29 protein-coding genes and 1 pseudogene are annotated in these 26,133 nt (G+C 62.1%); 13 read left to right on the top strand and 17 right to left on the bottom strand.

What is annotated here, in order from left to right; genetic code table 11:
• Positions 1–115: 115 nt before the first annotated feature.
• The 3 genes from ACIPOO_RS17555 to ACIPOO_RS17545 all read left to right on the top strand — a co-directional run bounded on the left by ACIPOO_RS17555 (position 116) and on the right by ACIPOO_RS17545 (position 2,988).
• Positions 116–1,312 (top strand): MFS transporter, encoded by a 1,197-nt coding sequence (locus ACIPOO_RS17555; protein ID WP_400608714.1) that lies wholly within the window; start codon positions 116–118, stop codon positions 1,310–1,312.
• A 73-nt stretch (positions 1,313–1,385) separates the two neighbouring features.
• Positions 1,386–2,072: a TetR/AcrR family transcriptional regulator gene (locus ACIPOO_RS17550; RefSeq protein ID WP_400608713.1), complete on the top strand. Its 687-nt coding sequence runs from the start codon at positions 1,386–1,388 to the stop codon at positions 2,070–2,072.
• A gap of 61 nt (positions 2,073–2,133) precedes the next feature.
• Positions 2,134–2,988 carry a sulfurtransferase gene (locus ACIPOO_RS17545; RefSeq protein WP_400608712.1) on the top strand — a complete coding sequence of 285 codons (855 nt, stop codon included), beginning with the start codon at positions 2,134–2,136 and terminating at the stop codon, positions 2,986–2,988.
• Between the two features lie 104 nt (positions 2,989–3,092).
• On the opposite strand, the gene ACIPOO_RS17540 is transcribed toward ACIPOO_RS17545, so the two are convergent.
• The 6 genes and pseudogenes from ACIPOO_RS17540 to ACIPOO_RS17515 all read right to left on the bottom strand — a co-directional run bounded on the left by ACIPOO_RS17540 (position 3,093) and on the right by ACIPOO_RS17515 (position 8,792).
• A complete protein-coding gene (locus ACIPOO_RS17540) occupies positions 3,093–3,416 on the bottom strand; it encodes an AzlD domain-containing protein (RefSeq protein ID WP_400608711.1) in 324 nt (107 codons plus the stop codon).
• Positions 3,413–4,135: an AzlC family ABC transporter permease gene (locus ACIPOO_RS17535; RefSeq protein ID WP_274135219.1), complete on the bottom strand. Its 723-nt coding sequence runs from the start codon at positions 4,133–4,135 to the stop codon at positions 3,413–3,415. Before ACIPOO_RS17535 ends, ACIPOO_RS17540 begins: the two co-directional genes overlap by 4 nt.
• A gap of 176 nt (positions 4,136–4,311) precedes the next feature.
• Positions 4,312–5,331: a hydrolase gene (locus tag ACIPOO_RS17530; protein WP_400608710.1), complete on the bottom strand. Its 1,020-nt coding sequence runs from the start codon at positions 5,329–5,331 to the stop codon at positions 4,312–4,314.
• Complete coding sequence (rsmD, locus tag ACIPOO_RS17525; RefSeq protein ID WP_274135223.1) at positions 5,315–5,935, bottom strand: 16S rRNA (guanine(966)-N(2))-methyltransferase RsmD; 621 nt, start codon at positions 5,933–5,935, stop codon at positions 5,315–5,317. The genes ACIPOO_RS17530 and rsmD overlap by 17 nt, the downstream gene beginning before the upstream one ends.
• A pseudogene (locus ACIPOO_RS17520) lies at positions 5,935–7,308 on the bottom strand (M16 family metallopeptidase); the annotation flags it as partial. The gene rsmD and the pseudogene ACIPOO_RS17520, both read right to left, overlap by 1 nt.
• Positions 7,309–7,439: 131 nt before the next feature.
• Positions 7,440–8,792 (bottom strand): pitrilysin family protein, encoded by a 1,353-nt coding sequence (locus ACIPOO_RS17515; protein WP_274135226.1) that lies wholly within the window; start codon positions 8,790–8,792, stop codon positions 7,440–7,442.
• Positions 8,793–9,048: 256 nt separating this feature from the next.
• On the opposite strand from ACIPOO_RS17515, the gene ftsY reads away from it, so the two are divergent.
• From ftsY to rpoH, 4 genes are all read left to right on the top strand, one after another.
• Positions 9,049–10,590, top strand: coding sequence for a signal recognition particle-docking protein FtsY (gene ftsY, locus ACIPOO_RS17510; RefSeq protein WP_400608709.1), 1,542 nt, complete (start codon positions 9,049–9,051; stop codon positions 10,588–10,590).
• Complete coding sequence (ftsE, locus tag ACIPOO_RS17505) at positions 10,587–11,258, top strand: cell division ATP-binding protein FtsE (RefSeq protein WP_274135230.1); 672 nt, start codon at positions 10,587–10,589, stop codon at positions 11,256–11,258. Before ftsY ends, ftsE begins: the two co-directional genes overlap by 4 nt.
• Positions 11,255–12,280, top strand: a complete 1,026-nt coding sequence (gene ftsX, locus ACIPOO_RS17500) for a permease-like cell division protein FtsX (RefSeq protein ID WP_400608708.1) — start codon at positions 11,255–11,257, stop codon at positions 12,278–12,280. The genes ftsE and ftsX overlap by 4 nt, the downstream gene beginning before the upstream one ends.
• 138 nt (positions 12,281–12,418) lie before the next feature.
• The gene (gene rpoH / locus ACIPOO_RS17495) at positions 12,419–13,273 is read left to right on the top strand and encodes an RNA polymerase sigma factor RpoH (RefSeq protein WP_274135233.1); all 855 of its coding nucleotides are present in this window, start codon (positions 12,419–12,421) and stop codon (positions 13,271–13,273) included.
• A gap of 170 nt (positions 13,274–13,443) precedes the next feature.
• Here rpoH and mtgA read toward each other — a convergent pair whose 3' ends face one another.
• Positions 13,444–14,154 carry a monofunctional biosynthetic peptidoglycan transglycosylase gene (mtgA, locus tag ACIPOO_RS17490; RefSeq protein WP_274135234.1) on the bottom strand — a complete coding sequence of 237 codons (711 nt, stop codon included), beginning with the start codon at positions 14,152–14,154 and terminating at the stop codon, positions 13,444–13,446.
• Between the two features lie 79 nt (positions 14,155–14,233).
• On the opposite strand from mtgA, the gene ACIPOO_RS17485 reads away from it, so the two are divergent.
• The 4 genes from ACIPOO_RS17485 to trmB all read left to right on the top strand — a co-directional run bounded on the left by ACIPOO_RS17485 (position 14,234) and on the right by trmB (position 16,634).
• The gene (locus ACIPOO_RS17485; RefSeq protein WP_400608707.1) at positions 14,234–14,617 is read left to right on the top strand and encodes a DUF423 domain-containing protein; all 384 of its coding nucleotides are present in this window, start codon (positions 14,234–14,236) and stop codon (positions 14,615–14,617) included.
• A gap of 185 nt (positions 14,618–14,802) precedes the next feature.
• Positions 14,803–15,003, top strand: a complete 201-nt coding sequence (gene thiS / locus ACIPOO_RS17480; protein ID WP_400608706.1) for a sulfur carrier protein ThiS — start codon at positions 14,803–14,805, stop codon at positions 15,001–15,003.
• A gap of 67 nt (positions 15,004–15,070) precedes the next feature.
• A complete protein-coding gene (locus tag ACIPOO_RS17475) occupies positions 15,071–15,865 on the top strand; it encodes a thiazole synthase (RefSeq protein WP_274135237.1) in 795 nt (264 codons plus the stop codon).
• Positions 15,866–15,920: 55 nt separating this feature from the next.
• On the top strand, positions 15,921–16,634 hold the full coding sequence (trmB, locus tag ACIPOO_RS17470; RefSeq protein WP_400608733.1) for a tRNA (guanosine(46)-N7)-methyltransferase TrmB: 714 nt from the start codon (positions 15,921–15,923) through the stop codon (positions 16,632–16,634).
• Positions 16,635–16,748: 114 nt separating this feature from the next.
• Here trmB and ACIPOO_RS17465 read toward each other — a convergent pair whose 3' ends face one another.
• The 9 genes from ACIPOO_RS17465 to ACIPOO_RS17425 form a co-directional block, all read right to left on the bottom strand.
• Positions 16,749–17,072 carry a DUF3392 domain-containing protein gene (locus ACIPOO_RS17465; protein WP_062385487.1) on the bottom strand — a complete coding sequence of 108 codons (324 nt, stop codon included), beginning with the start codon at positions 17,070–17,072 and terminating at the stop codon, positions 16,749–16,751.
• A 20-nt stretch (positions 17,073–17,092) separates the two neighbouring features.
• The gene (gene hemW, locus ACIPOO_RS17460) at positions 17,093–18,307 is read right to left on the bottom strand and encodes a radical SAM family heme chaperone HemW (protein WP_400608705.1); all 1,215 of its coding nucleotides are present in this window, start codon (positions 18,305–18,307) and stop codon (positions 17,093–17,095) included.
• A complete protein-coding gene (gene rdgB, locus ACIPOO_RS17455; protein WP_274131664.1) occupies positions 18,304–18,912 on the bottom strand; it encodes an RdgB/HAM1 family non-canonical purine NTP pyrophosphatase in 609 nt (202 codons plus the stop codon). The genes hemW and rdgB overlap by 4 nt, the downstream gene beginning before the upstream one ends.
• Complete coding sequence (locus ACIPOO_RS17450; protein ID WP_400608704.1) at positions 18,909–19,355, bottom strand: DUF4426 domain-containing protein; 447 nt, start codon at positions 19,353–19,355, stop codon at positions 18,909–18,911. The genes rdgB and ACIPOO_RS17450 overlap by 4 nt, the downstream gene beginning before the upstream one ends.
• A 23-nt stretch (positions 19,356–19,378) precedes the next feature.
• Positions 19,379–19,999, bottom strand: coding sequence for a methionine biosynthesis protein MetW (gene metW / locus ACIPOO_RS17445; protein ID WP_400608703.1), 621 nt, complete (start codon positions 19,997–19,999; stop codon positions 19,379–19,381).
• Positions 20,000–20,006: 7 nt separating this feature from the next.
• A complete protein-coding gene (locus ACIPOO_RS17440) occupies positions 20,007–21,146 on the bottom strand; it encodes a homoserine O-acetyltransferase (protein WP_274131661.1) in 1,140 nt (379 codons plus the stop codon).
• 208 nt (positions 21,147–21,354) lie between these two features.
• The gene (locus tag ACIPOO_RS17435; RefSeq protein WP_274131659.1) at positions 21,355–21,945 is read right to left on the bottom strand and encodes a YggT family protein; all 591 of its coding nucleotides are present in this window, start codon (positions 21,943–21,945) and stop codon (positions 21,355–21,357) included.
• A 10-nt stretch (positions 21,946–21,955) separates the two neighbouring features.
• The gene (proC, locus tag ACIPOO_RS17430; RefSeq protein WP_400608702.1) at positions 21,956–22,774 is read right to left on the bottom strand and encodes a pyrroline-5-carboxylate reductase; all 819 of its coding nucleotides are present in this window, start codon (positions 22,772–22,774) and stop codon (positions 21,956–21,958) included.
• A gap of 24 nt (positions 22,775–22,798) precedes the next feature.
• Positions 22,799–23,485, bottom strand: a complete 687-nt coding sequence (locus ACIPOO_RS17425; RefSeq protein WP_400608701.1) for a YggS family pyridoxal phosphate-dependent enzyme — start codon at positions 23,483–23,485, stop codon at positions 22,799–22,801.
• 54 nt (positions 23,486–23,539) lie between these two features.
• On the opposite strand from ACIPOO_RS17425, the gene ACIPOO_RS17420 reads away from it, so the two are divergent.
• On the top strand, positions 23,540–24,574 hold the full coding sequence (locus ACIPOO_RS17420) for a type IV pilus twitching motility protein PilT (protein ID WP_274131653.1): 1,035 nt from the start codon (positions 23,540–23,542) through the stop codon (positions 24,572–24,574).
• Between the two features lie 122 nt (positions 24,575–24,696).
• Here the strand turns inward: ACIPOO_RS17420 and ACIPOO_RS17415 are convergent, their stop codons facing one another.
• Complete coding sequence (locus ACIPOO_RS17415) at positions 24,697–25,428, bottom strand: C40 family peptidase (protein ID WP_274131652.1); 732 nt, start codon at positions 25,426–25,428, stop codon at positions 24,697–24,699.
• 250 nt (positions 25,429–25,678) lie between these two features.
• Here ACIPOO_RS17415 and ACIPOO_RS17410 point away from each other — a divergent pair, with 250 nt between their 5' ends.
• Positions 25,679–26,098, top strand: a complete 420-nt coding sequence (locus tag ACIPOO_RS17410; protein WP_400608700.1) for an NINE protein — start codon at positions 25,679–25,681, stop codon at positions 26,096–26,098.
• The last annotated feature ends 35 nt before the right edge of the window (positions 26,099–26,133 follow it).

Below are 26,133 nucleotides of genomic sequence, written 5' to 3'. Positions count from 1 at the left end.
TAAAGTCAAATCCTGCAAATCAGCAGGCCAAACCTTGCACGTGGGCAGGCTCGGGGCCAGACTGTTTGCCGCGCTTTCCTGCGCTGCCGCTCGTGATGTCTGACATGGAGTCTCAATGCGCACGGACTATTTCGCGTTCTTCTTTTCCCTGTTTCTCTCCCGGCTTGCCGACCAGATCCTGCTGTTTCTCGTACCGCTGATCGTCTTTCAGACCACCAACAGCGCGGCCTGGGCCGGTATTGCGTTCTTCGTCGAAACGCTGCCGCGCTTCCTTGCCTTTCCGGTCTGCGGGGCGCTGTGCGACCGCTTTTCACCGATCCGCCTGCTTCACATCAGCCAGGTGTATCGCGCCGGGCTCTGTCTGCTGGCAATGGTGCTTTATGGCGTGTTCGGCGGGCTGTACTGGCTGGTGCTGCTGTCGGCGATCTGCGGCGTCCTGACGACCCAAGGCATCATGGCCCGCGAAGTGGTGATGCCCCATGTGTTCGCTGACTATCGCTACGGCAAGACGCTTTCCTACTCGCAGATCGCCGATCAGACCGGTCTGGTGCTGGGGCCTTTGCTGGCGGCGATGTCTCTGGAGTTCTGCCCATGGCCTGGGGTGGTGCTGGGTGCGGCGATGCTGTTTGGCCTGGCGGATGTTGCGATGCGCGAATGGCAGCGCAGCAGTGACTTCAAGCTCGACCCGCCCGGGCATGGCACAGCTTCCTGGATTGAGCCGCTGAAAACCGCGTGCGGGCACATCGCTCGCATCCCGGAGTTGAAGAAGATCATCTGCCTGGCGGTGGGTGTGAACCTGGTCGTCGGGGTGACGCTGGCCAGCTCGGCGGCGATGGTCATTGGCAGTCTGGAGCAGAGCAAGGATTTCTATGCCGGGCTTCAGGCGGCGGGGGCGCTGGTCACGATCGGCATTCTGTTCGTGCTGGCGCGCATCGACCTCCCGCTCAAGGTGCTGGGCGCCCTGTCCTACCTGGCCATCACCCTGGGCGGACTGTTGATGGCCACGGGCGCTGCGTCGACAATCTACGTTCTGGGCTTTCTGCTGGTGGTCGGCTTCGACAAGATGTTCAACATCTACATGCGCAGCATTCGTCAGCGTGTGATTCCGACGCGGGACTTCGGCAAGACCGTTGGCGTGATCACGCTGCTCAACAATCTCTCCCAGCCGCTGGCCGGTTTGCTGGTCGGGATGCTGGCTGCACCGCTGGGGTTGCGCGGGGTGATTCTGGTGCTGACGCTGCTGGCCGGGGTGATCGCGATTGCCGTGGTTGTGGTCGCCCGGACGAAAAGTGTGACGCCCCTCCAGTCGTGATGGCTGCCCCGGGCGTCGATCCTTGCGTTAAGATCGAGCACATCCCTGTTACATTCCAACGTTCGAGTCGAGCATGGCGCCGCGCATCAAGACACTCCGCATCAAAACCCGAGAACGCATCGTGCAGACCAGTCTGGAGCTGTTCAATCTGCAGGGCGAGCGCAGTGTCAGCACCAACCACATCGCGGCCCACATGGAAATTTCGCCGGGCAACCTGTATTACCACTTCCCCAACAAGCAGGCGATCATTGCCGAGCTGTTCACCGAATATGAAGCCCTGGTGGACAGCTTTCTGCACCTGCCCAAGGGCCGGCTTCCCGACGTTGAAGACAAGCGCCATTACCTGTTGGCGATCCTCGACGGCATGTGGCGCTATCGCTTCCTGCATCGGGATCTCGAGCATCTGCTCGACGCCGATCCTGAGCTGGCGGCGCGTTATCGGCGTTTTTCCCAGCATTGTCTGCTCAAGGCCATGGCGATTTACGGCGGCTTCGTCGAGGCGGGGATTCTGCAGATGGACGAGGTGCAGATCGAGTCGCTGACGCTCAATGCGTGGATCATCCTTACCTCGTGGGTGCGTTTTCTCTGCACCACCCGTGAGAATTCCGCTCACCTGAACGAAAACGCCATCCGTCGCGGCGTCTATCAGGTGCTGATGCTGGAACTGGCCTACGTCACCCCCGATGCGCGGGAAGCGGTCCATGGGTTGTGCCAGGAATTTTTCGTGCCGCTGACCAAGGCACTGGAAGAGGCTGGCTGAACAGCCCTTCCCACCGATTGTTTTTCGCTTTAGCCATTTTTACTGTCTGCAGGAGTCTGTCATGTCCATCGCGCAACTGATAAGCCCGCAACAACTGGCCGAACGGCAGAAGAAACCGGGGCTGGTGATCCTCGATTGTCGCTCATCCCTGGATGATCTGGACTACGGCCAGCGCAGCTATGCCGAGGGGCATATCGAGGGTTCTTCCTACGCCGATCTGCTCAATGACTTGAGCGGCCCCATTAGCAAGGGCGTCACTGGGCGTCATCCTTTGCCCAATCCTCAAGTGCTGATCGAGCGTTTGCGTTTCTGGGGTGTGGATAACGACAGCGAGATCGTGCTCTACGACGACGGTCCTGGTGCTTACGCCGCCCGTGCCTGGTGGTTGCTGGCCTGGCTGGGCAAGCGCGATGGTGTGTTCGTGCTCGATGGCGGCCTCAAGGCCTGGCACAGCGCGGGCCTGCCACTGAGCCTGGACCCGCCGGAGCATCGTGAGGGCAGCTTTCAGGGCAAGCCGGACGACGCGTTGGTGCTGAGCGCGGCGGACGTGCAGAGGAAACTCGACAAGCCGGAAGTGACCCTGATCGATGCCCGGGCCCCGGCGCGTTTTCGTGGCGAGGTGGAGCCGATCGATCCGGTGGCGGGGCACATCCCTGGCGCCCAATGCGCGGCGTTCACTGACAATCTCGGGGCGGATGGACGCTTTTTGCCCGCCGACCAGCTCAAGCAGCGTTTCGCCCAGACCTTGAACGGACGGCCTGCCGAGAAACTGGTGGCCTATTGCGGCTCGGGTGTGACGGCGTGCCACAACCTGTTCGCCCTGTGCCTGGCGGGTTACCCGTTGGGGCGGTTGTATGCGGGGTCGTGGAGTGAGTGGATCAATGATCCACAGCGCGGCGTCGCCACAGGGGAGTAAGGCCAACACCAGCCCCCGTAGCAGTCCGGCTTGCCGGCGTCAGCGAATTTGAAGGCCCCGACGCCGGCAAGCCGGACTGCTACGGGGAGGTGTTGGTGCTGTTTTTAGATCTGCCCCATCACCCAGCGCAGCAAGAAGAACACCGCCAGCCCGCCGCCGATCGTCGCCAAAAGGTTGCGGGTCAATGCGGCGATGGCGATGGCAATGATGCCGGCCAGCAGGTAGGCGTTATCCAGCGACAACTGCCAGTGCTGGCCATCCGGGAGCAGCATGCCGGGCACCACGATGGCGGTCAGCACCGCAGTGGGCACGTAATGCAGGCCCTGGCGCACCACCGGCGGGAAGCGCAGGTTCGGCCAGGCGAACAGGCTGTAGCGCATCAGGAAAGTGATCGCGGTCATGCCCAGAATCAGCCACCAGTAACTCATGAATGCACCTGCGTGCCAGACGCGGCACCCTTGATCTGCCGACGCTCCAGAATCACGCCGACGGCAATCCCGCTGAACGCCGCGGCCATCAAGCCCAGTTTGTACGGCCATGCCCAGGTCATCAGCGCCACTGCACCTGCGGCCAGCGCCGCTGCCACTTGCGGTTGATTGCGCAGCATGGGCACGACGATGCCGATGAACGTCGCCAGCATCGCAAACTCAAGCCCCCAACTCGCCATATCCGGTACTGCCTGGCCGAACAGAACCCCCACCAGCGAACTGCCCACCCAGCAGGCATACAGCGAGCAGGTCACGCCCAGCCAGTACCAGTGGGCCAGGGGCGATTTGCCGTGCACCAGGTAGTAACGCTGGACCACGGCGAAGGTTTCATCGGTCAGCCAGAATGCCAGCAACAGGCGCCAGCGTTGCGGCATGCCCTGAACCTGGGGTTGCAGCGTGGCGCTGTACAGCACGTGGCGCAGATTGACGATCAGGGTCGTGAGCAGGATCACCACGGCGCTGGCGCCCGCGCCCATCAGGCTGATGACGATGAACTGCGCCGAGCCTGCATAGACGAACAAAGACATCCCGACCGCCTGCCACAGCGACAGGCCGCCGACGCCGGCCAGAGTTCCGAAAATGATGCCGAACGGCGCGATGCCAAACAGCATGGGCACGCTGTCGCGAAGGCCGCGAACGAAGAGTGGATAGCGGGACATGGGTTTTCTCCTTATGTCCCGGATGGTAGGCCGGTGCGGGCGGTGTGTCTTGAACGATCCTGCAAGGTTTGACACCCCTGTAGGAGCGCGCTTGGTCTGGGCCGCATTCGGACGATGGCGGTGTGTCAGCCCCCATATCAGGTACAGATACACCGATGTCGCGGGCAAGCGCGCTCCTACAATGGGGAGTGCTCGCTGCCATGCACATCCACCAGCCACTGCGGAATGCGCTGCTCCAGGTAATAACTCGGTGTCCTGATCGAGCCACCGACGAAGCCCACGTGCCCGCCCTTGTTCTGCAGGTCGAACTCGGTGCTGGACGACAGTTCGCTGGCATCGGGCAGGCTGTGCCTGAACACGAACGGGTCGTCCAACGCCTGCACCAGCAGGGTCGGGGTGCGAATCGCTCCGAGAAAGTAGCGGCTGGAGGCCCGGCGGTAATAGTCGTGGGCGTCGAGAAAGCCGTTCAACGGCGCGGTGACCTTGCCGTCGAACTCCCAGAAGGTGCGCAGGTTCTCCAGCGAGCCCAGCGCCGCCAGTTCCGCCAGCCCCTCGCTCAGGCCTTCATGCTGGAAGCGCCGTTGCTTGTCGCGGATATAGCCGACCATCTCGCGCATGAAATGCCGCTGGTAGACCTTGGAAAATCCCTGGCCAATGCGGTCTGCACATTCATCCAGGCGAAACGGCACCGACACCGCTGCCGCCCCCTGCAGGTGGCTGTCCAGGCCCGATTCTCCAAGGTGCTTGAGCAGGATGTTGCCGCCCAGCGAATAGCCAACCGCATACAGCGGCGCCAGTGGCCGGGCGGTGCGGATGTGATCGATCACGGCGGCCAGGTCTTCGCTGGCGCCTGAGTGGTAACTGCGCGGCAGCAGGTTAGGTTCGCCCGAGCAGCCACGCCAGTTCAGCGCGGCGCTGGTCCAGCCCCGTTTGGCCATGGCCTGTTGCAGGCCGGCCACATATGGCGAGTTGGAAGACCCGGTCAGCCCGTGCAAGACCAGCACGACCGGCACCTTGGCGTCATGGGGGCCATGCCAGTCGATGTCGAGGAAGTCGCCGTCTTCGAGCCAGATGCGTTCGCGGCGGCGCTCCAGATGAACGGTCTTGCGCCACAGCGGCCCCCACAGGGTTTGCAGGTGAGGGTTGCCCAGGCCGGTCGCCGGAACGAACGGGCGGCTGTCAGTGAGCGGTGCCACTTCGTTCCCACAGCGCGTAGTACACCTGGCCAGCCTTCTTCTCCCGATGCAGGCGCCAGTTGCCCGGCATGCCCAGCGTCGAAGGCGCGGTTTCGCTCTCGGTGTAGATCCAGGCGTCGTCGGCGAGCCAGTTGCGTTCCTCCAGCAGGGTGCAGGCAGGGGCCAGCAGGTTCTGGTGGAACGGCGGGTCGAGGAAGATCACGTCGAACTGTTCAGCTGGCTGTGTCTCCAGGTAACGCAATGCATCGCCTGTGGACGTCTTGCCCACGGTGCAGCGCAAGGTGCCCAGGTGCTCGCGCAGGCTGGAAATGGCGGCAGAGTTGGTGTCCAGCGCCAGGCCCATGCTCGCACCGCGTGACAGCGCTTCGAGGTAGAGCGCGCCGCTGCCGGCGAACGGATCGAGCACGCGAGCGCCCTCGATATAAGGCGCCAGCCAGTTGAACAGGGTTTCACGTACCCGGTCCGGCGTCGGGCGCAGGCCCGGGCCGTCAGGGAAACTCAGACGCCGACTGCGCCATTCGCCGCCGATGATCCGCAGTTGGCCAAGGCCCGTGTGAATTTTGTGGCCTTTGTGGATACGCGGCGGCTTGGAAGTCGAGGTCATCAGTGCTCCGGAACGCCGAGGGGTTGCTCGGCAGGTCTATCAGTAGGGGGGGGCAGAGGCTTCTGCGGGACGGTGGGACCGGCGGTCACGACGACCAGCTTGTCAACGTCCAGGTGTTTGTTCATTACAGCCTTGATCTGCTCGACCGTAACGCTCTGAGACTGCGTCATGAAATCTTCGAGGTAGCTCAGGGGCAGATTATAGAAGCCAATGGCACCCAATTGGCCAACGATGGCCGAGTTGCTCGCGGTCGAGAGCGGGAAGCTGCCCGCCAGTTCGCGCTTGGCGTCGTCCAGTTCCTTCTGGGTAGGGCCGTTGGCAAGGAAGTCGCGGGTGATGTCCTTGACCAGCTTGAGGGTGTTTTCACTCAGTTCGGCGCGGGTCTGCAGGCCGATCATGAAAGGCCCCTGGGCCTGCATCGGGGTGAAGCCCGACGAAACGCCGTAGGTCAGGCCGCGCTTTTCACGCACTTCGGTCATCAGGCGGCTGCCGAAACCGCCGCCGCCGAGGATCGAGTTGCCCAGCGAGAGCGCGGCGTAATCGGGGTCGGCGCGGTCGATGCCCAGCTCGGCCAGCATTAGGTGAGTTTGCTTGGACGGGAACTCGATATGGGTATCGCCCGGCTGGGGCGCTGTCGGCGCGAGGGTTTTCGCCAGTGCCGGGCCCTTCGGCAGCGAGGCCGAGACCTGCGCCGCGACAGCTTCGGCATCGGCGCGAGACAAATCGCCCACCAGCGCGATCACCGCGTTGCCAGCGGCATAAGCCTTGGCGTGAAAGGCCTTGAGCTGCGCCAAGGTGATCGGCGTGATGCTCTTGGCCGTGCCCATGCTCGGGTGCGCGTAGGGGTGATCGCCATACAGGCGCTTGAACAGCTCGTCGCCCGCCAGCTTGCCGGGGTTCTGCTTCTGATATTCGAAGCTGGCCAGCAGCTGGTTCTTGATACGCGCCAGCGAGTCGGACGGGAAGGTCGGCTTGCCCACCACTTCCGAGAACAGCTTCAAGGCCGGATCGCGTTTGTCGGGCGCGCTCAGGCTGCGCAGCGAGGCGATGGCCATGTCGCGATAGGAGCCGTTGTTGAAGTCGGCACCCAGGCCTTCGAAACCTTCGGCGATGGCGCCGACGTTCTTGCCTTTGACGCCCTCGTTGAGCATGGCGTTGGTGATCAGTGCGATGCCCGGTGTGGCGCCATCCTGGCTGCTGCCTGCGGCGAACAGCAGGCGCATGTCGAACATGGGCAGTTCGTGGGCTTCGACGAACAGCACGCGGGCGCCTTCGGCGGTGTTCCACGACTGGATGTTCAAGGTGCGCCTGGCAGGTGCCTTGCCGTCCAGTTCCTTGAGGGTTTCAAGCCTGGAGGTCGCCTTGTCGATGGCTTTTGGTGTTTCTGCAGGTGCCTGGGTGGCCTCCTCGGCGAAGATCTGGGTGGCGCCGAACAGCCCGAGGGTGACGGCCAACAGCAGAGCAGGGGCCCGCTTCGGTGCGAAGCCTGTCTCGATGCGCCGGGTCATTGGGCTTTCTCCTCTGGCAGTACGTGCGCGACGGCCAGGCGTTCGCGGGTGAAATAAGTGCGTGCGGCTTTCTGGATGTCTTCGGGCGTGACGCTTTGCAGGTCAGTCAGCTCCCGGTCGATCAGTCGCCACGACAGACCGACGGTTTCCAGCTCGCCGATGGTGCTGGCCTGGCTGGTGATCGAGTCCCGCTCGTACACCAGGCCGGCAATGACCTGGGCTCGAACCCGCTCGAGCTCTTCCTTGGTCGGCGGCTTGTTCTTCAGCTCATCGAGCAGGCGCCAGATGCCGGCTTCGGTGTCCGCCAGGGTTTTCTTCTTCTGCATGTTCGGCGTGGCGCTGATGGTGAACAGGCTGTCGCCACGGGAGTAGGCGTCATAGCTGGACGACGCGCCGGTAACCAGCTCCTCGCCACGCTCGAGACGGGTCGGAATGCGGGCACTGTAGCCGCCGTCGAGCAGGGCGGAAATCAGGCGCAGGGCATTGACCGACTGCGGGTCGGTTGCGGTGGACAGGCTCGGCACGTTGAAGCCGTACATCAGGCTGGGCATCTGGGTGGCCACATGCACGGTAATCTGGCGCAAGCCGGGCTCGGCCAGCTCCAGCGGTTTTTTCGACGGCGGAACGTCACGGCGCGGGATCGGCCCGAAGAAGCGCTCGGCCAGGGCCTTCACTTCGTCGGGTTTCACGTCGCCGACCACGACCAGCGTGGCGTTGTTGGGCACGTACCAGGATTCGTACCAGTGGCGCAGCTCCTGGACGGTCATGCGGTCCAGGTCGGCCATCCAGCCGATGGTCGGCGTGTGGTAGCCGCTGGCCGGGTAGGCGATGGCCTTGAAGCGCTCGTAGGCCTTGGCGTTGGGCTTGTCATCGGTGCGCAGGCGGCGCTCTTCCTTGATGACTTCGATTTCCCGGGCGAATTCTTCAGGCGGCAGGCGCAGGCTGGCCATGCGGTCGGCTTCCAGCTCGAAGGCCACGCTCAGGCGGTCCCGGGCCAGCACCTGGTAATAAGCGGTGTAGTCGTCACTGGTGAAGGCGTTCTCTTCGGCGCCCAGGTCACGCAGGATCAATGAGGCTTCACCGGGGCCGGCCTTGGAGCTGCCCTTGAACATCATGTGTTCCAGTGCATGGGACAGGCCGGTCTGGCCGGGCGTCTCGTAGCTGGAGCCGACCTTGTACCAGACCTGGGACACCACGACCGGAGCGCGGTGATCTTCGCGCACGACGACCTTCAGGCCGTTTTCCAGCGTGAACTCGGAAGTGGGTTGAGGATCGGCGGCCATGGCTGCGAGGGGCAAACACAATGTGCCGAGCAGAAGGCCTGCGGCACGGCGGGCGAGAGCATTCATTCGTAATTTGAACCTTCGAGACGGCCTGCGTGAACTTAGCGTCGGCGGGCGCGGGGGTGTTAGGATAGCGACCAGTTTGCTCGCCTACCATGGCTAAGACGTAGGACTCTTCGTCTAGGGCCGCAAGGCGATGCCTAAATGGCGTGAACGGTAGGGCGTTTGCTGAACAAGCGCGCCCGATTACAGTCTGTTTCGCATACAGAATTTTTCAGAGGCGCCGGTCTGGCGCGTCGCTACCTTGAGATAGCCGTCCTCCATGTTTGGTTCCAACGACGACAAGAAGACCCCAGCCCCGGCTGGAGAGAAGAAAGGCCTGTTCGGATGGCTGCGCAAGAAGCCGCAGGAAACCGTCGCCGAGCAGCCCAAGGACTTACCCGCAGCAGCGCCTGAGCCAGTCGCCGAGTCGACGCCGCCCGTTGCTGAGCCGCAGATCGCCCCGCCAATTCCCCCAGCGCCAGCGCCTCAACCCACTGCGGCCTTCGAAGCCCCAGCGCCGGTCATCGAGCAGCCAGCGGGCGAGCCGTGGCTGAAACTGCCGGTCGCTGAAGAGCCGGTGGCGCTGACTGACGAAGCCGAGCCCCACGTCACTCCGCAGATTCCGGCGTACACCGCGTCTCACGTGCAACCAGAGTCCGTCGAGCCTGCCCCGGTGCAAGTGCCGCCGTCGGTCGAACCTACACCCGTTGCCACGCCTGACCCTGTCGCAGCTGACGACTTGCCGGTCTTGTCCCAGCCGGCGCCGCTTGCCGCACCGGTTGCTGTCGCGCCTGTCGCAGCTCCAGTTGCTCCAGTTGCTCCAGTTGCCCCGGTAACCCAGCCAGCACCTGTCGTGACCGAGGCCCAGCCTCAGCCTGTCGAGCCCAAGCAGCCGGGCTTCTTCGCCCGCCTCAAACAAGGCCTGTCCAAGACCAGCGCCAGCCTGGGTGAAGGCATGGCCAGCCTGTTCCTGGGCAAGAAGGCCATCGACGACGACATGCTCGACGAGCTGGAGACCCGGTTGCTGACCGCCGACGTCGGTGTGGAGGCAACGTCGCTGATCGTGCGTAACCTGACGCAGAAAGTGGCACGTAAACAACTGACCGACAGCGACGCGCTTTATAAATCGCTGCAGGCCGAGCTGACCGAAATGCTCAAGCCGGTCGAAGCGCCGCTGGTGATCGAACAGCAGCACAAGCCGTTCGTTATTCTGGTGGTCGGCGTCAACGGCGCCGGCAAGACCACCACCATCGGCAAACTGGCGAAGAAACTCCAGCTCGAAGGCAAGAAGGTCATGCTGGCCGCGGGCGATACGTTCCGCGCCGCCGCCGTCGAGCAATTGCAGGTCTGGGGCGAGCGCAACAAGATCCCGGTCATCGCCCAGCACACCGGCGCCGACTCCGCATCGGTCATCTTCGACGCCGTGCAGGCCGCAAAGGCCCGTGGCATCGATGTGTTGATCGCCGACACGGCCGGTCGCCTGCACACCAAAGACAACCTGATGGAAGAGCTGAAAAAGGTCCGCCGGGTCATCGGCAAGCTGGATGAAGCCGCGCCTCACGAAGTGCTGCTGGTGCTGGATGCCGGTACCGGGCAGAACGCCATTAGCCAGGCCAAGCAGTTCAACCAGACCGTGAATCTGACCGGCCTTGCCCTGACCAAGCTCGACGGCACCGCCAAGGGTGGCGTGATCTTCGCCCTGGCCAAGCAGTTCGGGCTGCCGATTCGCTACATCGGTGTCGGTGAAGGCATCGACGATTTGCGGACTTTCGAGGCCGAACCCTTTGTTCAGGCCCTATTCGCCGAGCGGGAGCGCACATGATTCGTTTCGAACAGGTCGGTAAACGCTATCCGAACGGACACGTCGGCTTGCATGAGCTGAGCTTTCGAGTACGTCGTGGCGAGTTTCTGTTTGTAACCGGCCACTCCGGTGCCGGTAAAAGTACCCTGCTGCGCCTGTTGCTGGCGATGGAGCGCCCGACTTCCGGCAAGCTGCTGCTGGCCGGGCAGGACCTGGGCCAGATCAGCAACGCGCAGATCCCATTCCTGCGTCGCCAGATCGGCGTGGTGTTCCAGAACCACCAGTTGCTGTTCGACCGCACGGTGTTCAACAACGTCGCGCTTCCTCTGCAGATTCTCGGCCTGTCCAAGGCCGAAGTGACCAAGCGCGTCGACTCGGCGCTGGAGCGCGTGGCGCTGTCCGACAAGGCCGAGCTGTACCCCGGCGACTTGTCCACAGGGCAGCAGCAGCGCGTCGGCATCGCTCGCGCCATCGTTCACCGCCCGGCCTTGCTGCTGGCGGACGAACCGACCGGTAACCTCGACCCACGGCTGGCGGCAGAAATCATGGGTGTTTTCGAAGATATCAATCGCCTGGGCACCAGCGTGCTGATCGCCAGTCACGACCTGGCTCTGATCGCACGCATGCGCCATCGCATGCTGACCCTGCAACGCGGCCGACTGATCGGTGACGGGGAGGCCAGCGCATGAGCGCCACTCGTAGCCCTAAAGTGTCCGAGCGTGTCGCACCCAAGGTGGCCGAACCTGCGCCGCCGAAGAAAAAGAAACACGATGATGACGACGGCCCCAGTTTCGGCCAGCTTTTCCACGCCTGGATCGAAGCTCACCGTTCGAGCCTGCTGGACAGCTTGCGTCGCCTGGGCAAGCAGCCGATCGGCAGCTTTTTCACCTGCCTGGTGATGGCAGTCGCCTTGAGCCTGCCGATGGGCCTGTCGTTGCTGCTGAGCAACGTCGAGCGTCTTGGCGGCTCCTGGCAGCGCGCGGCGCAAATCTCGCTTTATTTGCAACTGGATGCTTCGTCGGCAGAAGGTCAGGGTCTGGTGACCCAGATCAAGGAAATGCCCGGAGTCGCCGAAGCCGAGTACATCAGCCGCGATCAGGCGCTGAACGAGTTCCAGCAGCAGTCCGGCTTGGGGGAAGCCCTCAAGGAACTGCCGGAGAACCCGCTGCCGGGCGTGGTGCTGGTCACGCCGCAGGAAGTTGACAAGGCCGCGCTGGAGGCATTACGTACACGTCTTGCCGAGTTGCCGAAGGTGCAGCAGGCCCAGCTGGATCTGGTCTGGGTCGAGCGCCTGGCGGCGATTCTCAAGCTGGGTGACCGCTTTGTCTTCGGGCTCACGGTGCTGTTGGTCGGTGCGCTGTTGCTGGTGATTGGTAACACCATCCGTCTGCACATCGAGAACCGTCGCACGGAAATCGAGGTCATCAAACTGGTGGGCGGTACTGACAGCTACGTGCGCAGGCCCTTCCTCTATATGGGGGCGATCTATGGCCTGGGCGCCGGGATCTTTGCCTGGGGCGTACTGGCTTTTGGCCTGGACTGGTTGAACGATGCCGTCATCAAGCTGGCGGGGCTGTACGGCAGTGATTTCTCGCTGGCCGGTGTGCCGCCCGCCGACGGTCTGTCGCTCTTGCTTGGGGCTGTGTTGTTGGGGTATATCGGTGCGTGGATTGCCGTTGCACGCCATTTGAGAGAGCTGGCACCTCGTTGAGTGTTAATGTTCATATAATGTTTTCAGTGTAAATATTGTTTCATCTATTGACTTTTCAGCTAAGGGAACTTGTCTCGCGGTTCCCGGTCAATTTCGCAGTGCTGAACTGCACGAGTCATGTGTAGGAGGTTTTTTCGTATGACCAATTCTTTGCAACCTGCTTATGCCCTGGTTCCCGGTGCAAACCTGGAAGCCTATGTGCACACGGTGAACAGCATTCCGCTGCTGACTCCCGAGCAGGAGCGTGAACTGGCCGAGAGTCTCTATTACGAGCAGAATTTAGAGTCGGCCCGCCAGATGGTGCTCGCCCATCTGCGTTTCGTCGTGCACATCGCACGTAGCTATTCCGGTTACGGCCTGGCTCAGGCAGATCTGATCCAGGAAGGTAACGTCGGCCTGATGAAGGCTGTAAAACGCTTCAACCCTGAAATGGGCGTTCGTCTGGTGTCGTTCGCTGTGCACTGGATCAAGGCCGAGATTCACGAGTTCATCCTGCGCAACTGGCGCATCGTGAAAGTCGCCACCACCAAGGCTCAGCGCAAGCTGTTCTTCAACCTGCGCAGCCAGAAAAAGCGTCTGGCCTGGCTGAACAACGAAGAAGTGCACCGCGTGGCTGAAAGCCTGGGTGTGGAGCCCCGTGAAGTGCGCGAAATGGAAAGCCGCCTGACCGGTCAGGACATGGCGTTCGACCCGGCAGCCGAAGCTGACGACGACAGCGCATTCCAGTCGCCGGCCAACTACCTGGAAGACCATCGCTACGATCCGGCCCGCCAGCTGGAAGATGCCGACTGGACTGACAGCTCGACGGCCAACCTGCACGAAGCGTTGAACGTGCTGGACGACCGCAGCCGCGACATTCTCTACCAGCGCTGGCTGGCCGAGGAAAAGGCCACGCTGCACGACCTGGCCGAGAAGTACAACGTGTCTGCCGAGCGTATTCGTCAGTTGGAAAAGAGCGCGATGAACAAGCTCAAGCTGTCGATTGCCGCGTAAGCGACAAGCCGCAATGCAAAACGCCCCGAGATGATCGGGGCGTTTTTGTTTGGGAGTTCAGCGCCATACGTTGTAGGAGCGCGCTTGCCCGCGACCGCAGTGCATCAATGACCGATCTGTTCGCTGACACATTGCAGTCGCGGGCAAGCGCGCTCCTACAGGGGCAGCTGTTACCACTGCCGCCGATTGTTTATCCCCACCAGATAATCATCCCCACCCAACTGCCGCATCTGCTGGCGGATCCAGCCGGCGCGGCGTGAGACGTAGCTGCTCGGGTGGCTGGCGCTCCATTCCCGCGGGTTGGGCAGGACGGCGGCCAGGTAGCTGGCCTGCTGGGTCGATAGCTGGCTGGCGTTGACGTGGAAGTGATGCTGCGCGGCAGCCTGGGCGCCGAAGACGCCGTCGTCCCATTCCACGCTGTTGACGTACACCTCGAGAATCCGCTGCTTGGACCAGAACACCTCGATCAACCCGGTGAACCAGGCTTCCAGGCCCTTGCGCAGGTAGCTGCGGCCGGACCACAGGAACAGGTTCTTCGACACCTGCTGGCTCAGGGTGCTGGCGCCGCGAATGGAGCCGCCACGCTCGTTGTGAACCAGTGCGGCCTGGATGGCGTCGATATCGAAACCCCAGTGCTCGGCGAATTTCTGGTCTTCACCGGCGATCACCGCGACTTTCAGGTCATCGGAGATCTTCTCCCACGGCTCCCAGTCGCGCTGCAGGTCAATGGGCTGGCCGTCGAACCAGGATTCGATCTTGCGCTCGACCATCAATGCGGTAAACGGAGGAGGCACGAAACGGAAGATCAAAACCAGCACGACACTTGCCGCTGCGAACCAGAGCAGGCCTTTGGCGACACGACGAAGGAGAAAACGCAGCATAGAGATGGCTTGGCCGAACCAGTTGAGCGGGCCATTATACAGACCACGGGCCATTGAACGACTTCGCAGGGAGCTGCACATGTTACGAACCTTTCTGATGTTGGCTGCATTCTTCGGATTCACCGGCGTTGCCCTCGGCGCATTCGCAGCCCACGGCCTGAAAAACCGCCTGACGCCGGAGTACCTGGCGATCTTTCACACAGGTGTGCTCTATCAGTTGATTCACGCCCTGGCGATTTTCGGCGTGGCGATTCTGGCGACACAGATTCAAGGGCGGCTGGTGAGTTATGCCGGGATCGCCTTCGTGCTGGGCATCCTGCTGTTCTCCGGCAGCCTGTACCTGCTGACCCTGACCGGCGTCAGCAAGCTGGGCATCATCACGCCGATTGGCGGACTGTGCTTTCTGATCGGCTGGTTCATCCTGGGCTGGCTCGCGTGGCGGCTGGGGCTGGATACCCTCTGAACCACGACACAGACCCCGTAGCAGTCCGGCTTGCCGGCGTCGGCGCCCTCAAGATCGCTGACGCCGGCAAGCCGTGCTGCTACGGGGCTCTAGACCTGTGCAGGACGAATGGCGCGCCTTTGCCTTGGGAATCCTGACTGATCGGGCTAGAATGCACGCCCCCTAAAATGATGGCTGCCCTTCGCATGCGCATTCAGTTGAACGGTGAATCCTATGAACTGCCCGACGGCGAGACCGTTGCGGCATTGCTTGCCCGTCTGGACCTGGCCGGGCGCCGTATCGCGGTCGAGCTCAATCTGGATATCGTCCCGCGCAGCCAGCACGCCTCCACGGCGTTGAATGAGGGCGATCAGGTCGAAGTCGTGCACGCCATCGGCGGCGGTTGATCCGCAGCGCCGCAGCCTGCCTGATCCAGAAGAACTGCAAAAACCTCAACCGTAAAGAGGATTTTCGATGAGCAATGTTCGTAGCGACAAGCCGTTCACAGTGGCCGGTCGTACTTTCCAGTCGCGCCTGTTGGTCGGCACTGGCAAGTACAAGGATATGGAAGAAACCCGTCTGGCCATCGAAGCCTCGGGCGCCGAGATCGTCACCTTCGCTGTGCGCCGTACCAACCTCGGCCAGATCGAAGGCGAACCGAACCTGCTCCAGGTGCTGTCACCAGATCGCTACACCTTCTTGCCCAACACGGCTGGCTGCTACGATGCCATCGAAGCCGTGCGCACCTGCCGCCTGGCCCGTGAGCTGCTCGACGGCCACAACCTGGTCAAACTGGAAGTGCTGGCCGACCAGAAGACTCTGTTCCCCAACGTGATTGAAACCCTCAAGGCCGCCGAAACGCTGGTCAAGGAAGGCTTCGACGTGATGGTCTACACCAGCGATGATCCGATCATCGCCCGCCAACTGGCTGAAATCGGCTGCTGTGCGGTCATGCCGCTGGCCGGTCTGATTGGCAGCGGTCTTGGCATCTGCAACCCGTACAATCTGCAGATCATCCTCGAAGAATCGAAAGTCCCGGTGCTGGTCGATGCTGGAGTCGGTACTGCATCCGACGCCACCATCGCCATGGAACTGGGCTGCGAAGCGGTGCTGATGAACTCGGCCATCGCCCATGCGCAGCAACCGATCCTCATGGCCGAAGCCATGAAACACGCCATCCTGGCAGGCCGCATGGCTTACCTGGCTGGTCGCATGCAGAAGAAACTCTATGCCAGCGCGTCCTCGCCGCTGGATGGTCTGATCAAGTAAGAGCCTGTTGATGATTGATTCGCAAAGCAGCGACCCACTTCCGGACGACGAAGTGATGAACGACGAAGACGGTAAAGAGCAGGGCGACGACAGCCATCACCGGCGCATCAAGAGCTTTGTGATGCGCGCCGGGCGCATGACCGAAGGCCAGCAGCGCGGCCTGGATCAGGGGCGCCCGCTGTTCGTGCTGCCACTGGCCGACGCGCCGGTCGATTACGACAAGGTGTTTGGTCGCTCGGCGCCGCGCACCCTGGAAATCGGCTTCGGCATGGGCCACTCGCTGCTGGAAATGGCAGCGGCGGCACCTGAGCAGGATTTCATCGGCGTTGAAGTGCACCGTCCGGGTGTCGGTGCGCTGCTCAACGGCGTGCTGACTCAGGGCCTGACCAACGTGCGGGTCTACGATTGCGACGCGATCGAAGTGCTCAACCGCTGCGTGGCCGACAACAGCCTCGATCGCCTGATGCTGTTCTTCCCGGACCCATGGCACAAGTCGCGTCACCACAAGCGCCGTATCGTCCAGGCTGAGTTCGCCGCGCTGGTGCGCAGCAAGCTCAAGCCAGGCGGCATTCTGCACATGGCTACCGACTGGGAGCCCTATGCCGAGTACATGCTGGAAGTGATGAACGTCGCGCCGGGTTATCGCAACCTGGCCGAAGACGGCAAATGCGTCCCGCGCCCTGCAGAACGTCCAATCACCAAGTTCGAACGCCGTGGTGAGCGGTTGGGGCATGGGGTTTGGGATTTGAAGTTCGAGAAGCTGGCGTAAGTTCTCCTGACCCTCGTAGGAGCGCGCTTGCCCGCGACGGCGGCGTATCAGTAACGATTATGTCGCTGACACACCGCAGTCGCGGGCAAGCGCGCTCCTACAACGTGTCGTAGGTCACTTGCGGTCGGCGACGACGCCGATCAGCACCAGCACCACCAGCAACACCGGCGCCAGGCTGTAGTTGTTGAACTGGCTCAGGCCGCGCACCACCCAGGGTGTGGCGTAGATCAGCGCCGCGCCGCTGCCGATGGTGCACAGCAGGGCCATGACCGGTACGCGCAAGGCGCCGGCAAAGCTGCTCAGGCGGCCTTCGATCCAGCCCTTGATGTCTGCGCCGAACAGGATCAGCAGACAGCCCACCAACGCCAGGGCGATTTCCGACAGGTTGCTGCGGCTCCAGCGTGAGACGGTGGCCAGCAGGTCGAGTACGAGATCCATTCAGGGTCCTTAGTTAAGCCTTAAAGAAGAAAGTCCTGCAGCAGGTCATTGAGGAACAGTTGACCGCGGGCAGTGGCGACCAGTCGCGTTTCATCGGCTTCCAGCAGGCCCCGTTGTTCAGCCTGCCGACGGGCGCTGGCCAGCGAATCGAGGCTTAGACCGGTGCGGCGGGCAAATAATGCAGCGTCCACGCCTTTTGTCAGGCGCAAGGCGTTCATCAGGAATTCAAAGGGCATTTCGTCCAGCGGCAACAGCTTCTCGCCGGCCTGGAAGGGCTTGGCCGGGTTGAGGTAATCCTTTGGCAGGCGGGTCTTCCAGGTACGCACGATGCGCCCGTCTGGATGGCTGAGCTTGCCGTGGGCGCCCGCGCCGATGCCGATGAAGTCGCCGAAGCTCCAGTAATTGAGGTTATGCCGTGCAGTGCGGCCTGGCTGGGCGTAGGCCGAGACTTCGTACTGGGCGTAGCCGTTTTCCCGCAGCAGCGTCTGACCGGCCTCCTGGATGTCCCAGAGGATGTCATCTTCGGGCAGTGTCGGCGGCTGATTCCAGAACACCGTGTTCGGCTCCAGCGTCAGTTGATACCAGGACAGGTGCGTCGGCGCCAGCGCGATGGCCTGGCGCAGGTCGCCCAGGGCGTCATCCTGGGACTGATCCGGCAGGCCGTGCATCAAATCCAAGTTGAAGTTATCGAAGCCCGCCTGGCGCGCCATGTCTGCTGCACGCACGGCTTCGTCGCCATTGTGGATGCGGCCGAGGGCCTTGAGCTTGGCTTCCTGGAAACTCTGGATGCCGATGGACAGCCGATTGATACCCAGGCCCCGGTAGGCGCTGAACTTGACCTGCTCGAAGGTGCCGGGGTTGGCTTCCAGAGTGATCTCGATGTCCGCTGCGAAGCGAATGCGCTGCTCCACGCCCTTGAGCAGCCGCCCGAGTGCATCGGCGCTGAACAGGCTTGGCGTACCGCCACCGAAGAAGATCGTGCTCAGTTCGCGGCCGTAGACGTGCTGCAGGTCCTGATCCAGATCTGCCAGCAGCGCGTCGACGTACTCCTGTTCCGGCAGGACTGCGCTGGCGGTGTGGGAGTTGAAGTCGCAGTACGGGCATTTGCGCACGCACCACGGAATATGGATGTACAGCGACAGCGGGGGCAGCTCGGGCAACGGGCTTCTCGGCTGCTCGGAGCTGAAACCGGCCGCGCCAAGGATCAGCGGCCGGGTGGTGGAATCCTGGGTCATGTCGATGCTGCATCCAACTGCAGACGCTGACGCAGGATGGCCATGGCGCGGGCACGGTGGCTGATCTGGTTCTTGTCGGCAGGGGTCAGTTCGGCGCTGGACAGGTTGCGCTCCGGCACCCAGAACAACGGGTCGTAGCCGAAGCCGTGCTCGCCGCTGGCGGCCGTCAGGATGCGCCCGTGCCACAGGCCTTCGCAGAGGATCGGCAGCGGGTCGTCGGCATGCCGCACCAGCGCCAGGACGCAGACGAACTGCGCGCCACGCTGTTCTTCGGGCACGTCCTTGAGGGCGTCCAGCAGCTTGGCATTGTTGGCCGCATCGCCTTTACCGTCGGCGTAGCGCGCAGAATAGATGCCAGGTGCGCCGCCAAGAAAATCCACCGCCAGCCCCGAGTCGTCGGCCAGTGCCGGCAGGCCGGAGATGCGCGCCGCGTTGCGGGCCTTGAGGATGGCGTTCTCGACGAACGACAGGCCGGTTTCTTCAGGCTCGACCGTGCTGAATTCGCCGATGGAGCGCAACTGGACACTGCCGCCGAGCATGGCTTGCAGTTCCTTGAGTTTGCCGGCGTTGTGGCTGGCCAGTACGAGTTGGGGAAAATTCATCATTGATCCGTGAAAATCTGTTGGTTGAAGCTCAGCGTGTGGGTTTCGCCATCACCGGCTTTGACGTTGATCGTGAAGACATAGGTCGCCGAGGTGTCGGGCTCCACCGCGAACTGCGCGATGTAGTTGACCGAGCTGTTTTCGCTGATCGGCCTGAAGGTCAGCGGCTTTTTGCGGCCGGTCAGGTCGGCTACCGAACCATCGACACTGGCGGTAACGGTCTTGCCGTCCCTGATCGCCGTGATGTTGATGACGCCCATGCCCTTGCTGCGGGTCAGGCCGTTCTGCTGGGCGATCTGCGGTTGCAGCACTCCCGAGGCGAAGGCGTTGTAGTGAACGATCAGGTCGCCGAACTGCTGTTGCCGGTTCGGGCTTGCGCTGTCGGCGGCCATCACCTGGGTTGCCAGCGTGAGCAGCACGCCAAGCAGTAAAGTCAGACGGCGCATGATCGTTCCTCCTGATATCGGGGTTACACGGCGATCTGGTGGTCCTGCAGGCTTGGGCTGCTGACGCGATAGATGCCGATCTCACCCAACAGATTAGGCCATAGCTTGCTTGCCCAGCCATGACGATGCTGTTGATCGACCGCCAGCCGATCAATGACCTTGGCCGAACGGCCCCGGCACAGCTCTTCGAAGTCGGCGAAGGTGCAGAAGTGGATGTTTGGCGTGTTGTACCAGGTGTACGGCAGGAACTCCGATACCGGCATCCGGCCCTTGCTCGCCAGGTACCAGCGGCAGCGCCAGTGGCCGAAGTTGGGGAAGGTGATGATGCACTGGCGACCCACGCGCAGCATTTCATCGAGGATCCGGTCAGGGTAGTGCACGGCTTGCAGCGCCTGGGTCATGACCACGATGTCGAAACTGTTGCTGGCGAAGTTGCCCAGGCCCTTGTCCAGGTCCTGCTCGATGACGTTGACGCCCCGTGCCACGCAGCGGGCAATATTGTCGGCGTCGTTTTCCAGGCCGTAGCCGGTGACTTGCTTGTGTTCCTGCAGCCAGGCCAGCAATTCGCCGTCGCCGCAGCCGAGGTCGAGCACGCGGCTGCCTGCCGGTATCCAGTCTTGGATGATTTCCAGGTCGGCTCTCATGGTGTCCTCAGAGTGCAATTCGGTTCATGTAGCTGGAGAAAGCCTGCAGGTAGCGCGGGATCGGCATCAGGAAGGCGTCGTGGCCCTGTGGAGCGTCGATTTCCAGGTAGCAGACGTCTTTCTTGGCGGCCATCAGCGCGTCCACCAGCTCACGGGAGCGGGCCGGGGAGAAGCGCCAGTCGGTGGTGAACGACATCACGCAGAACTTGGCCGAGACCTTGGCGAAGGTGGCCGCCAGATCGTCGTTGAAGCTGGCAGCGGGATCGAAGTAGTCCAGTGCCTTGGTCATCAGCAGGTAGGTGTTGGCGTCGAAACGCCCGGAGAACTCTTCACCCTGGTAGCGCAGGTAGCTTTCGACCTGGAACTCGACGCTGTGGAAGTCGTAGTTGAGGTTTTCATTCTTCAGGCCACGGCCGAATTTTTCGCCCATGGAGTCATCGGACAGATAGGTGATGTGCCCGACCATGCGCGCCAGCATCAGCCCGCGCTTGGGGATCACGCCCTGTTCCTGGAACGAGCCGCCGTGGAACTCGGGGTCGGTGAGGATGGCCTGGCGGGCGACTTCGTTGAAGGCGATGTTCTGCGCCGAGAGCTTGGGCGCCGAGGCGATTGCCAGGCAATGACGCACGCGGTCCGGGTAGGTCATGGTCCATTGCAGCGCCTGCATGCCGCCCAGGCTGCCGCCGACGATCGCCGCCCATTGCATGATGCCCAGGCGGTCGGCCAGGCGGGCCTGGCTGTGCACCCAGTCTTCGACGGTCAGCACCGGGAAGTTGGCGCCGAATGGCTTGCCGGTTTCCGGGTTGATGCTGCTGGGGCCGGTAGAGCCGTTGCAGCCGCCGAGGTTGTTCAGGCTCACGACGAAGAATTTGTTGGTGTCGATCGGCTTGCCGGGGCCGATGCAGCTATCCCACCAGCCCGGCTTGCGGTCCTCGCTGCTGTGGTAGCCAGCGGCGTGGTGGTGGCCGGACAGGGCGTGACAGATCAGCACCGCGTTGCTCTTGGCAGCGTTGAGTTGACCGTAGGTTTCATAGATGAGGTCGTAGGCCGCCAGCGAGCGACCGCAGGCCAGCGCCAGAGGCTCGCTGAAATGCGCCGTTTGCGGCGTGACTAGACCGACAGAATCTTCGGGAAACACCGTGGACATCGACCCTGCTCTCATTGAAATGAGGCGTAAGTCTAAAGATCGGGCGGGGTAGCGGCAACAAAGTAAATCGTTGAGCGGGCTTTTGATTTTGCCCGCAGGGCGTAGGAGCGCGCTTGCCCGCGATGGCGTCAGATCCGGACCGAAGTATCGTCTGACCCACCGCCATCGCAGGCAAGCGCGCTCCTACAGCACTGAGCGGCGTGCGGGGTCAGATCAACCGCCACAACTCCGGGGGCATGCCGACGGACGAGGCCAACTCGGGCATCACGTACGACTGCACCACCTGGATCGCCAGGAAGGCGAAGATCGGCGAAATATCCAGGCCGCCCAGGTTGGGAATGATCCGGCGAAACGGCGCCAGCACCGGTTCGCTGATCTGCCAGGCCAGTTCCGCCGCCGGGTTGTGCGTGCCCGGCGCGATCCAGGACACGATCACCATGATGATCATCGCCACCCAGAAGATTTTCAGCAGCAGGGATACGATCCCCAGCAACGACCAGATCAGCAGGTGCGGCACGTCGCCAATGGTGCCGTAGGTCATCATCAGCACGAAGGCCATCAGCAGCGCCTGAATGACGATCGCCAGCAGTAGGGATGAGGTATCCAGGCCCAGAACGCTCGGCACGATGCGCCGGATCGGCTTGAGCAGCGGCTGAGTCGCCTTGACCGTGAACTGGCTCAGCGGGTTGTAGAAGTTGGCCTTGACCAGTTGCAGCACGAAGCGCAGCAGGACGATGGTCAGGTACAGGCTGACCAGGGTCTGGATGACGAAAATCGTGGCGCCGGTGAGTGCATTCATGAATTGCTCCTTATTTGCCCAGCAGTTCGGCCAGTTCAGCCGAACGATGAGCGGCTGCGCCAAGCGCCTTTTCAACGATCGCTTCGAAACCGTCCGCCTGGAACGATTTGATCGCCGCTTCCGTGGTGCCCGCAGGCGAGGTCACGCGACGACGCAACTCGGCCGCATCGACATCGCTGGTGGTGGCCATGCGCGCAGCACCCAGAGCCGTTTCCTGACTCAGTTGCTTGGCGACCTCGGGAGACAGACCCAGCTTGACGCCGGCGGCGGTCATGGCTTCGATCAGCAGGAAGAAGTACGCAGGGCCGCTGCCTGATACGGCAGTCACGGCGTCAATCTGCGCTTCAGTGTCCACCCACAGGGCGATGCCCACAGCCGACAGCAGGGTTTCGGCCTGCTGACGCTGAGCCGGGGTCACGTCGTCGGTGGCGTACAGCCCGCTCACGCCCTGGCGCAGCAGCGCCGGGGTGTTGGGCATGCAGCGCACCAGCGGCTGCTCGCCCAGCCAGGATTTCATGCTGGCGCAGGTGATGCCCGCAGCAATCGAGACGATCAACTGGTTAGGCTTGAGCGCAGGTTTGAGCGCTTCGCAGACGGCCTTCATCATTTGCGGCTTGACGGCCAGCAGCACAACGTCCGCGCCTTCGATGGCTTCGGCGTTGTCGGCCACCACCTTGATGCCATGCTCGCGGGCCATGCGCTCGCGGGTTTCGGCACCCGGGTCGCTGGCGCGGATCAGTTCAGCGTCGACACCCTGGGCACGCATGCCGCCAATCAGGCTGGCAGCCATGTTTCCGGCACCGATAAACGCGATACGGGTCTTGCTCATGAAGGATTTCCTGTGAGGCAAAGGTTAAGGCTGCCCATAATCGCGGGCGCCGAAGAGGGCAGTGCCGATCCGGACCCAGGTCGCGCCTTGTGCGATGGCGGCCTCCAGGTCGTGGCTCATGCCCATGGAAAGCGTGTCGAGCGGCAGGTTCAATCGATCTTGCAAAGTGCGCACGGTCGCGAAGGCCGCGTTCTGTTCGTCGCCATTTTCAGTCGGCTCGGGAATTGCCATCAATCCGCGCAATCGCAGATTAGGCAGGGCGCTGATCGCCTGGGCCAGGGCCGGAAGGTCTTCAGGGGTGCAGCCGGACTTGCTGGCCTCGCCGCTGACGTTGACCTGGATGCAGATGTTCAGCGGTGGCAGCTCGGCGGGGCGTTGTTCGGAGAGGCGTTGAGCGATTTTCAGACGATCCACGGAGTGCACCCAGGCGAAGTTCTCGGCGATTGCGCGAGTCTTGTTCGACTGGATGGGGCCGATGAAGTGCCAGATCAAGGGCAGGTCGCTCAACTCGGCCTGTTTGCCGAGGGCCTCCTGCAGGTAGTTCTCGCCAAAATCCCGCAATCCGGCGGCATGGGCTTCGCGCAGGTCACTGGCAGGTTTGGTCTTGCTCACGGCCAGCAGGCCGACGGATGCCGGATCGCGCTGTGCCGCTTGCGCCGCGTTACGAATTCGCTCTGCGAGCGTTGAAATGTTCTCTGCTATCGTGGACATTGATTTGCGCCAGCAGGGCTAAAGTCTGCGGCATTCTATGTGATGAGGAGCTGTATGGATATTACCGAGCTGCTTGCCTTCAGTGCCAAGCAAGGCGCGTCGGACTTACACCTCTCTGCCGGCCTGCCACCGATGATTCGTGTCGATGGCGATGTGAGGCGGATCAATCTGCCAGCGCTGGATCAGAAAGAAGTCCAGGCGCTGATTTACGACATCATGAACGACAAGCAGCGCAAGGATTTCGAAGAGGATCTGGAAACGGACTTCTCCTTCGAGGTGCCGGGCGTTGCGCGTTTCCGGGTCAACGCATTCAACCAGAACCGTGGCGCGGGTGCCGTGTTCCGGACCATTCCTTCGAAGGTCCTGAGCATGGAAGAGCTGGGCATGGGGGAAGTGTTTCGGAAGATTACCGACGTGCCCCGCGGGCTGGTGCTGGTGACCGGGCCGACCGGTTCCGGTAAATCGACGACCCTGGCGGCGATGGTCGATTACCTGAACGCCAACAAGCATCACCACATCCTGACCATCGAAGACCCGATCGAATTCGTTCACGAGTCCAAGAAGAGCCTGATCAACCAGCGTGAAGTGCACCGCGACACCCATGGCTTCGCCGAAGCCCTGCGTTCAGCGCTGCGTGAAGACCCGGACGTGATCCTGGTGGGCGAGCTGCGGGACCTGGAAACCATCCGCCTGGCGCTGACCGCCGCGGAAACCGGCCACCTGGTGTTCGGCACGCTGCACACCACGTCGGCGGCCAAGAGTATCGACCGGATCGTGGACGTGTTCCCGGCTCAGGAAAAATCGATGATCCGCTCGATGCTGTCCGAGTCGTTGCACGCCATCGTGTCCCAGGCGCTGCTCAAGAAGGTTGGCGGCGGTCGCGTGGCGGCCCACGAGATCATGATCGGCACCTCGGCGATCCGTAACCTGATCCGCGAGGACAAGGTGGCGCAGATGTACTCGTCGATCCAGACCGGCGGGGCGTTGGGCATGCAGACACTGGACATGTGCCTGAAGGACTTGATTGCGAAAGGGCTGATTACCCGCGAGAGCGCTCGCGAGAAGGCGAAGACGCCGGATAATTTCTGATTGCGGCGCACTTGTAGGAGCGCGCTTGCCCGCGACGGCGATCTGTCTGGCAACTTCAATGTGCCTGATACGACGCTGTCGCGGGCAAGCGCGCTCCTACAATTTGGGTTGAGCCGGAAAACTCAGCGCTGTGCGATGCGCACGGTGCCTTTGTGGTTCGGCGCCTGCTTGGGCAGCACGCGCTTGGCAACCACGTAGTGGCTGTCCCAATACGGCTTCTTCAGCGTATCGATGGTCACCGACTTGCCACGACGCGGTGCGTGGACAAAGCGGTCGTCACCCAGGTAGATGGCGACGTGATTGACCTTGCGGCTCTTGATGTTGAAGAACAGCAGGTCACCCGGTTTCAGATCCTTGCGGTCCACTTTCTGCCCGTGGCCTTCGGCCATGGCGTTGGAGGTGCGCGGCAGATCCACTTCACTGACGTCGTTGAAGGCGTATTTCACCAGACCGCTGCAATCGAACCCTTTTGTTGGGCTGGTGCCGCCCCAACGATAAGGTGTGCCAATGGCTTTTACAGCGCGATTGACGACGTTGCTGCTCTGTTTGGTCCCCATCTGCGAAGGTGCAGCAAGGGCGACAGTGTTCTGCGAAATCTTGCGGGAACCCTTGGCGTTCTTGGCCTTGGTTGCCCGGCTCTTTTTACTGGAAGTCTTGAGCGGCGTAGCCGTTTCCTCGAGTGCTTCCTGGGTGGTGGTGTTGCTGGCTACCGTGGTTTCGGTGGTTTGCGAAGGATGACTTTTCGCAGTGAAACCGGAGAAGCTTGGGGGTAGCGTTTGCTCACGATTGGTGGCGTGGGCGGCCAGTGGCATAAAGAGACAAATAGTCAGCCATGTCTTTAAAAATGGACGCATTAGGCAGGGCTCATGTTGGTCAGCGCGCAACTTTATAACAGCTTTTGCACGCTTTCCGAGGCCATTTGTCGAACAATTTACTGCCCTTGCGGTCAGTTTTGACCCGTAAACTGTCACATGCCTGTAGCCATCGCCTTGCAGAACAAGGGTTTGCGTGAAAGGTGAGAGGTTCAAGCCATACGTCGGAAGGCGGCACGAAAGTCACAAAAGTTACGCATATTTTTTTCTATCGCGGCAAATGAGGTACCCAATGAACACCTATCAGCATGACGTTCAACGCCCGGACACCCACAGCAAGATCATGGGGTATCTGCTGTGGATAGTCGGTTTCACCGGTTCCCACCGCTTCTATTACGGCAAGCCGGTGACCGGCACGATCTGGTTTTTCACCCTGGGATTGCTCGGCATCGGCTGGCTGATCGACCTGTTCCTGATCCCGTCGATGGATCGTGAGGCGGATCTGCGCTTCAACGCAGGCTCAACCGATTACAGCGTCGCCTGGATTCTGCTGACGTTTCTGGGCGTGTTTGGCGTTCACCGGATGTATCAGGGCAAGTGGATCACCGGGATCCTGTACCTGTTGACCGGCGGGTTGGCGTTTCTGGGGGTGTTGTATGACTTCTGGACGCTCAATGATCAGGTGTCCATGAAGAACGCACAAAGCCGCTGACCGACCGCATAGGCTTGAACGGCGACGCCGGCCCG

Source organism: Pseudomonas sp. NPDC090201 (assembly GCF_044746825.1).
Classification (GTDB): Bacteria; Pseudomonadota; Gammaproteobacteria; order Pseudomonadales; family Pseudomonadaceae; genus Aquipseudomonas; species Aquipseudomonas putida_AD.
Note: the sequence above shows the minus strand (reverse complement) of the source record. Positions and strands in the feature narration are given on the sequence as shown.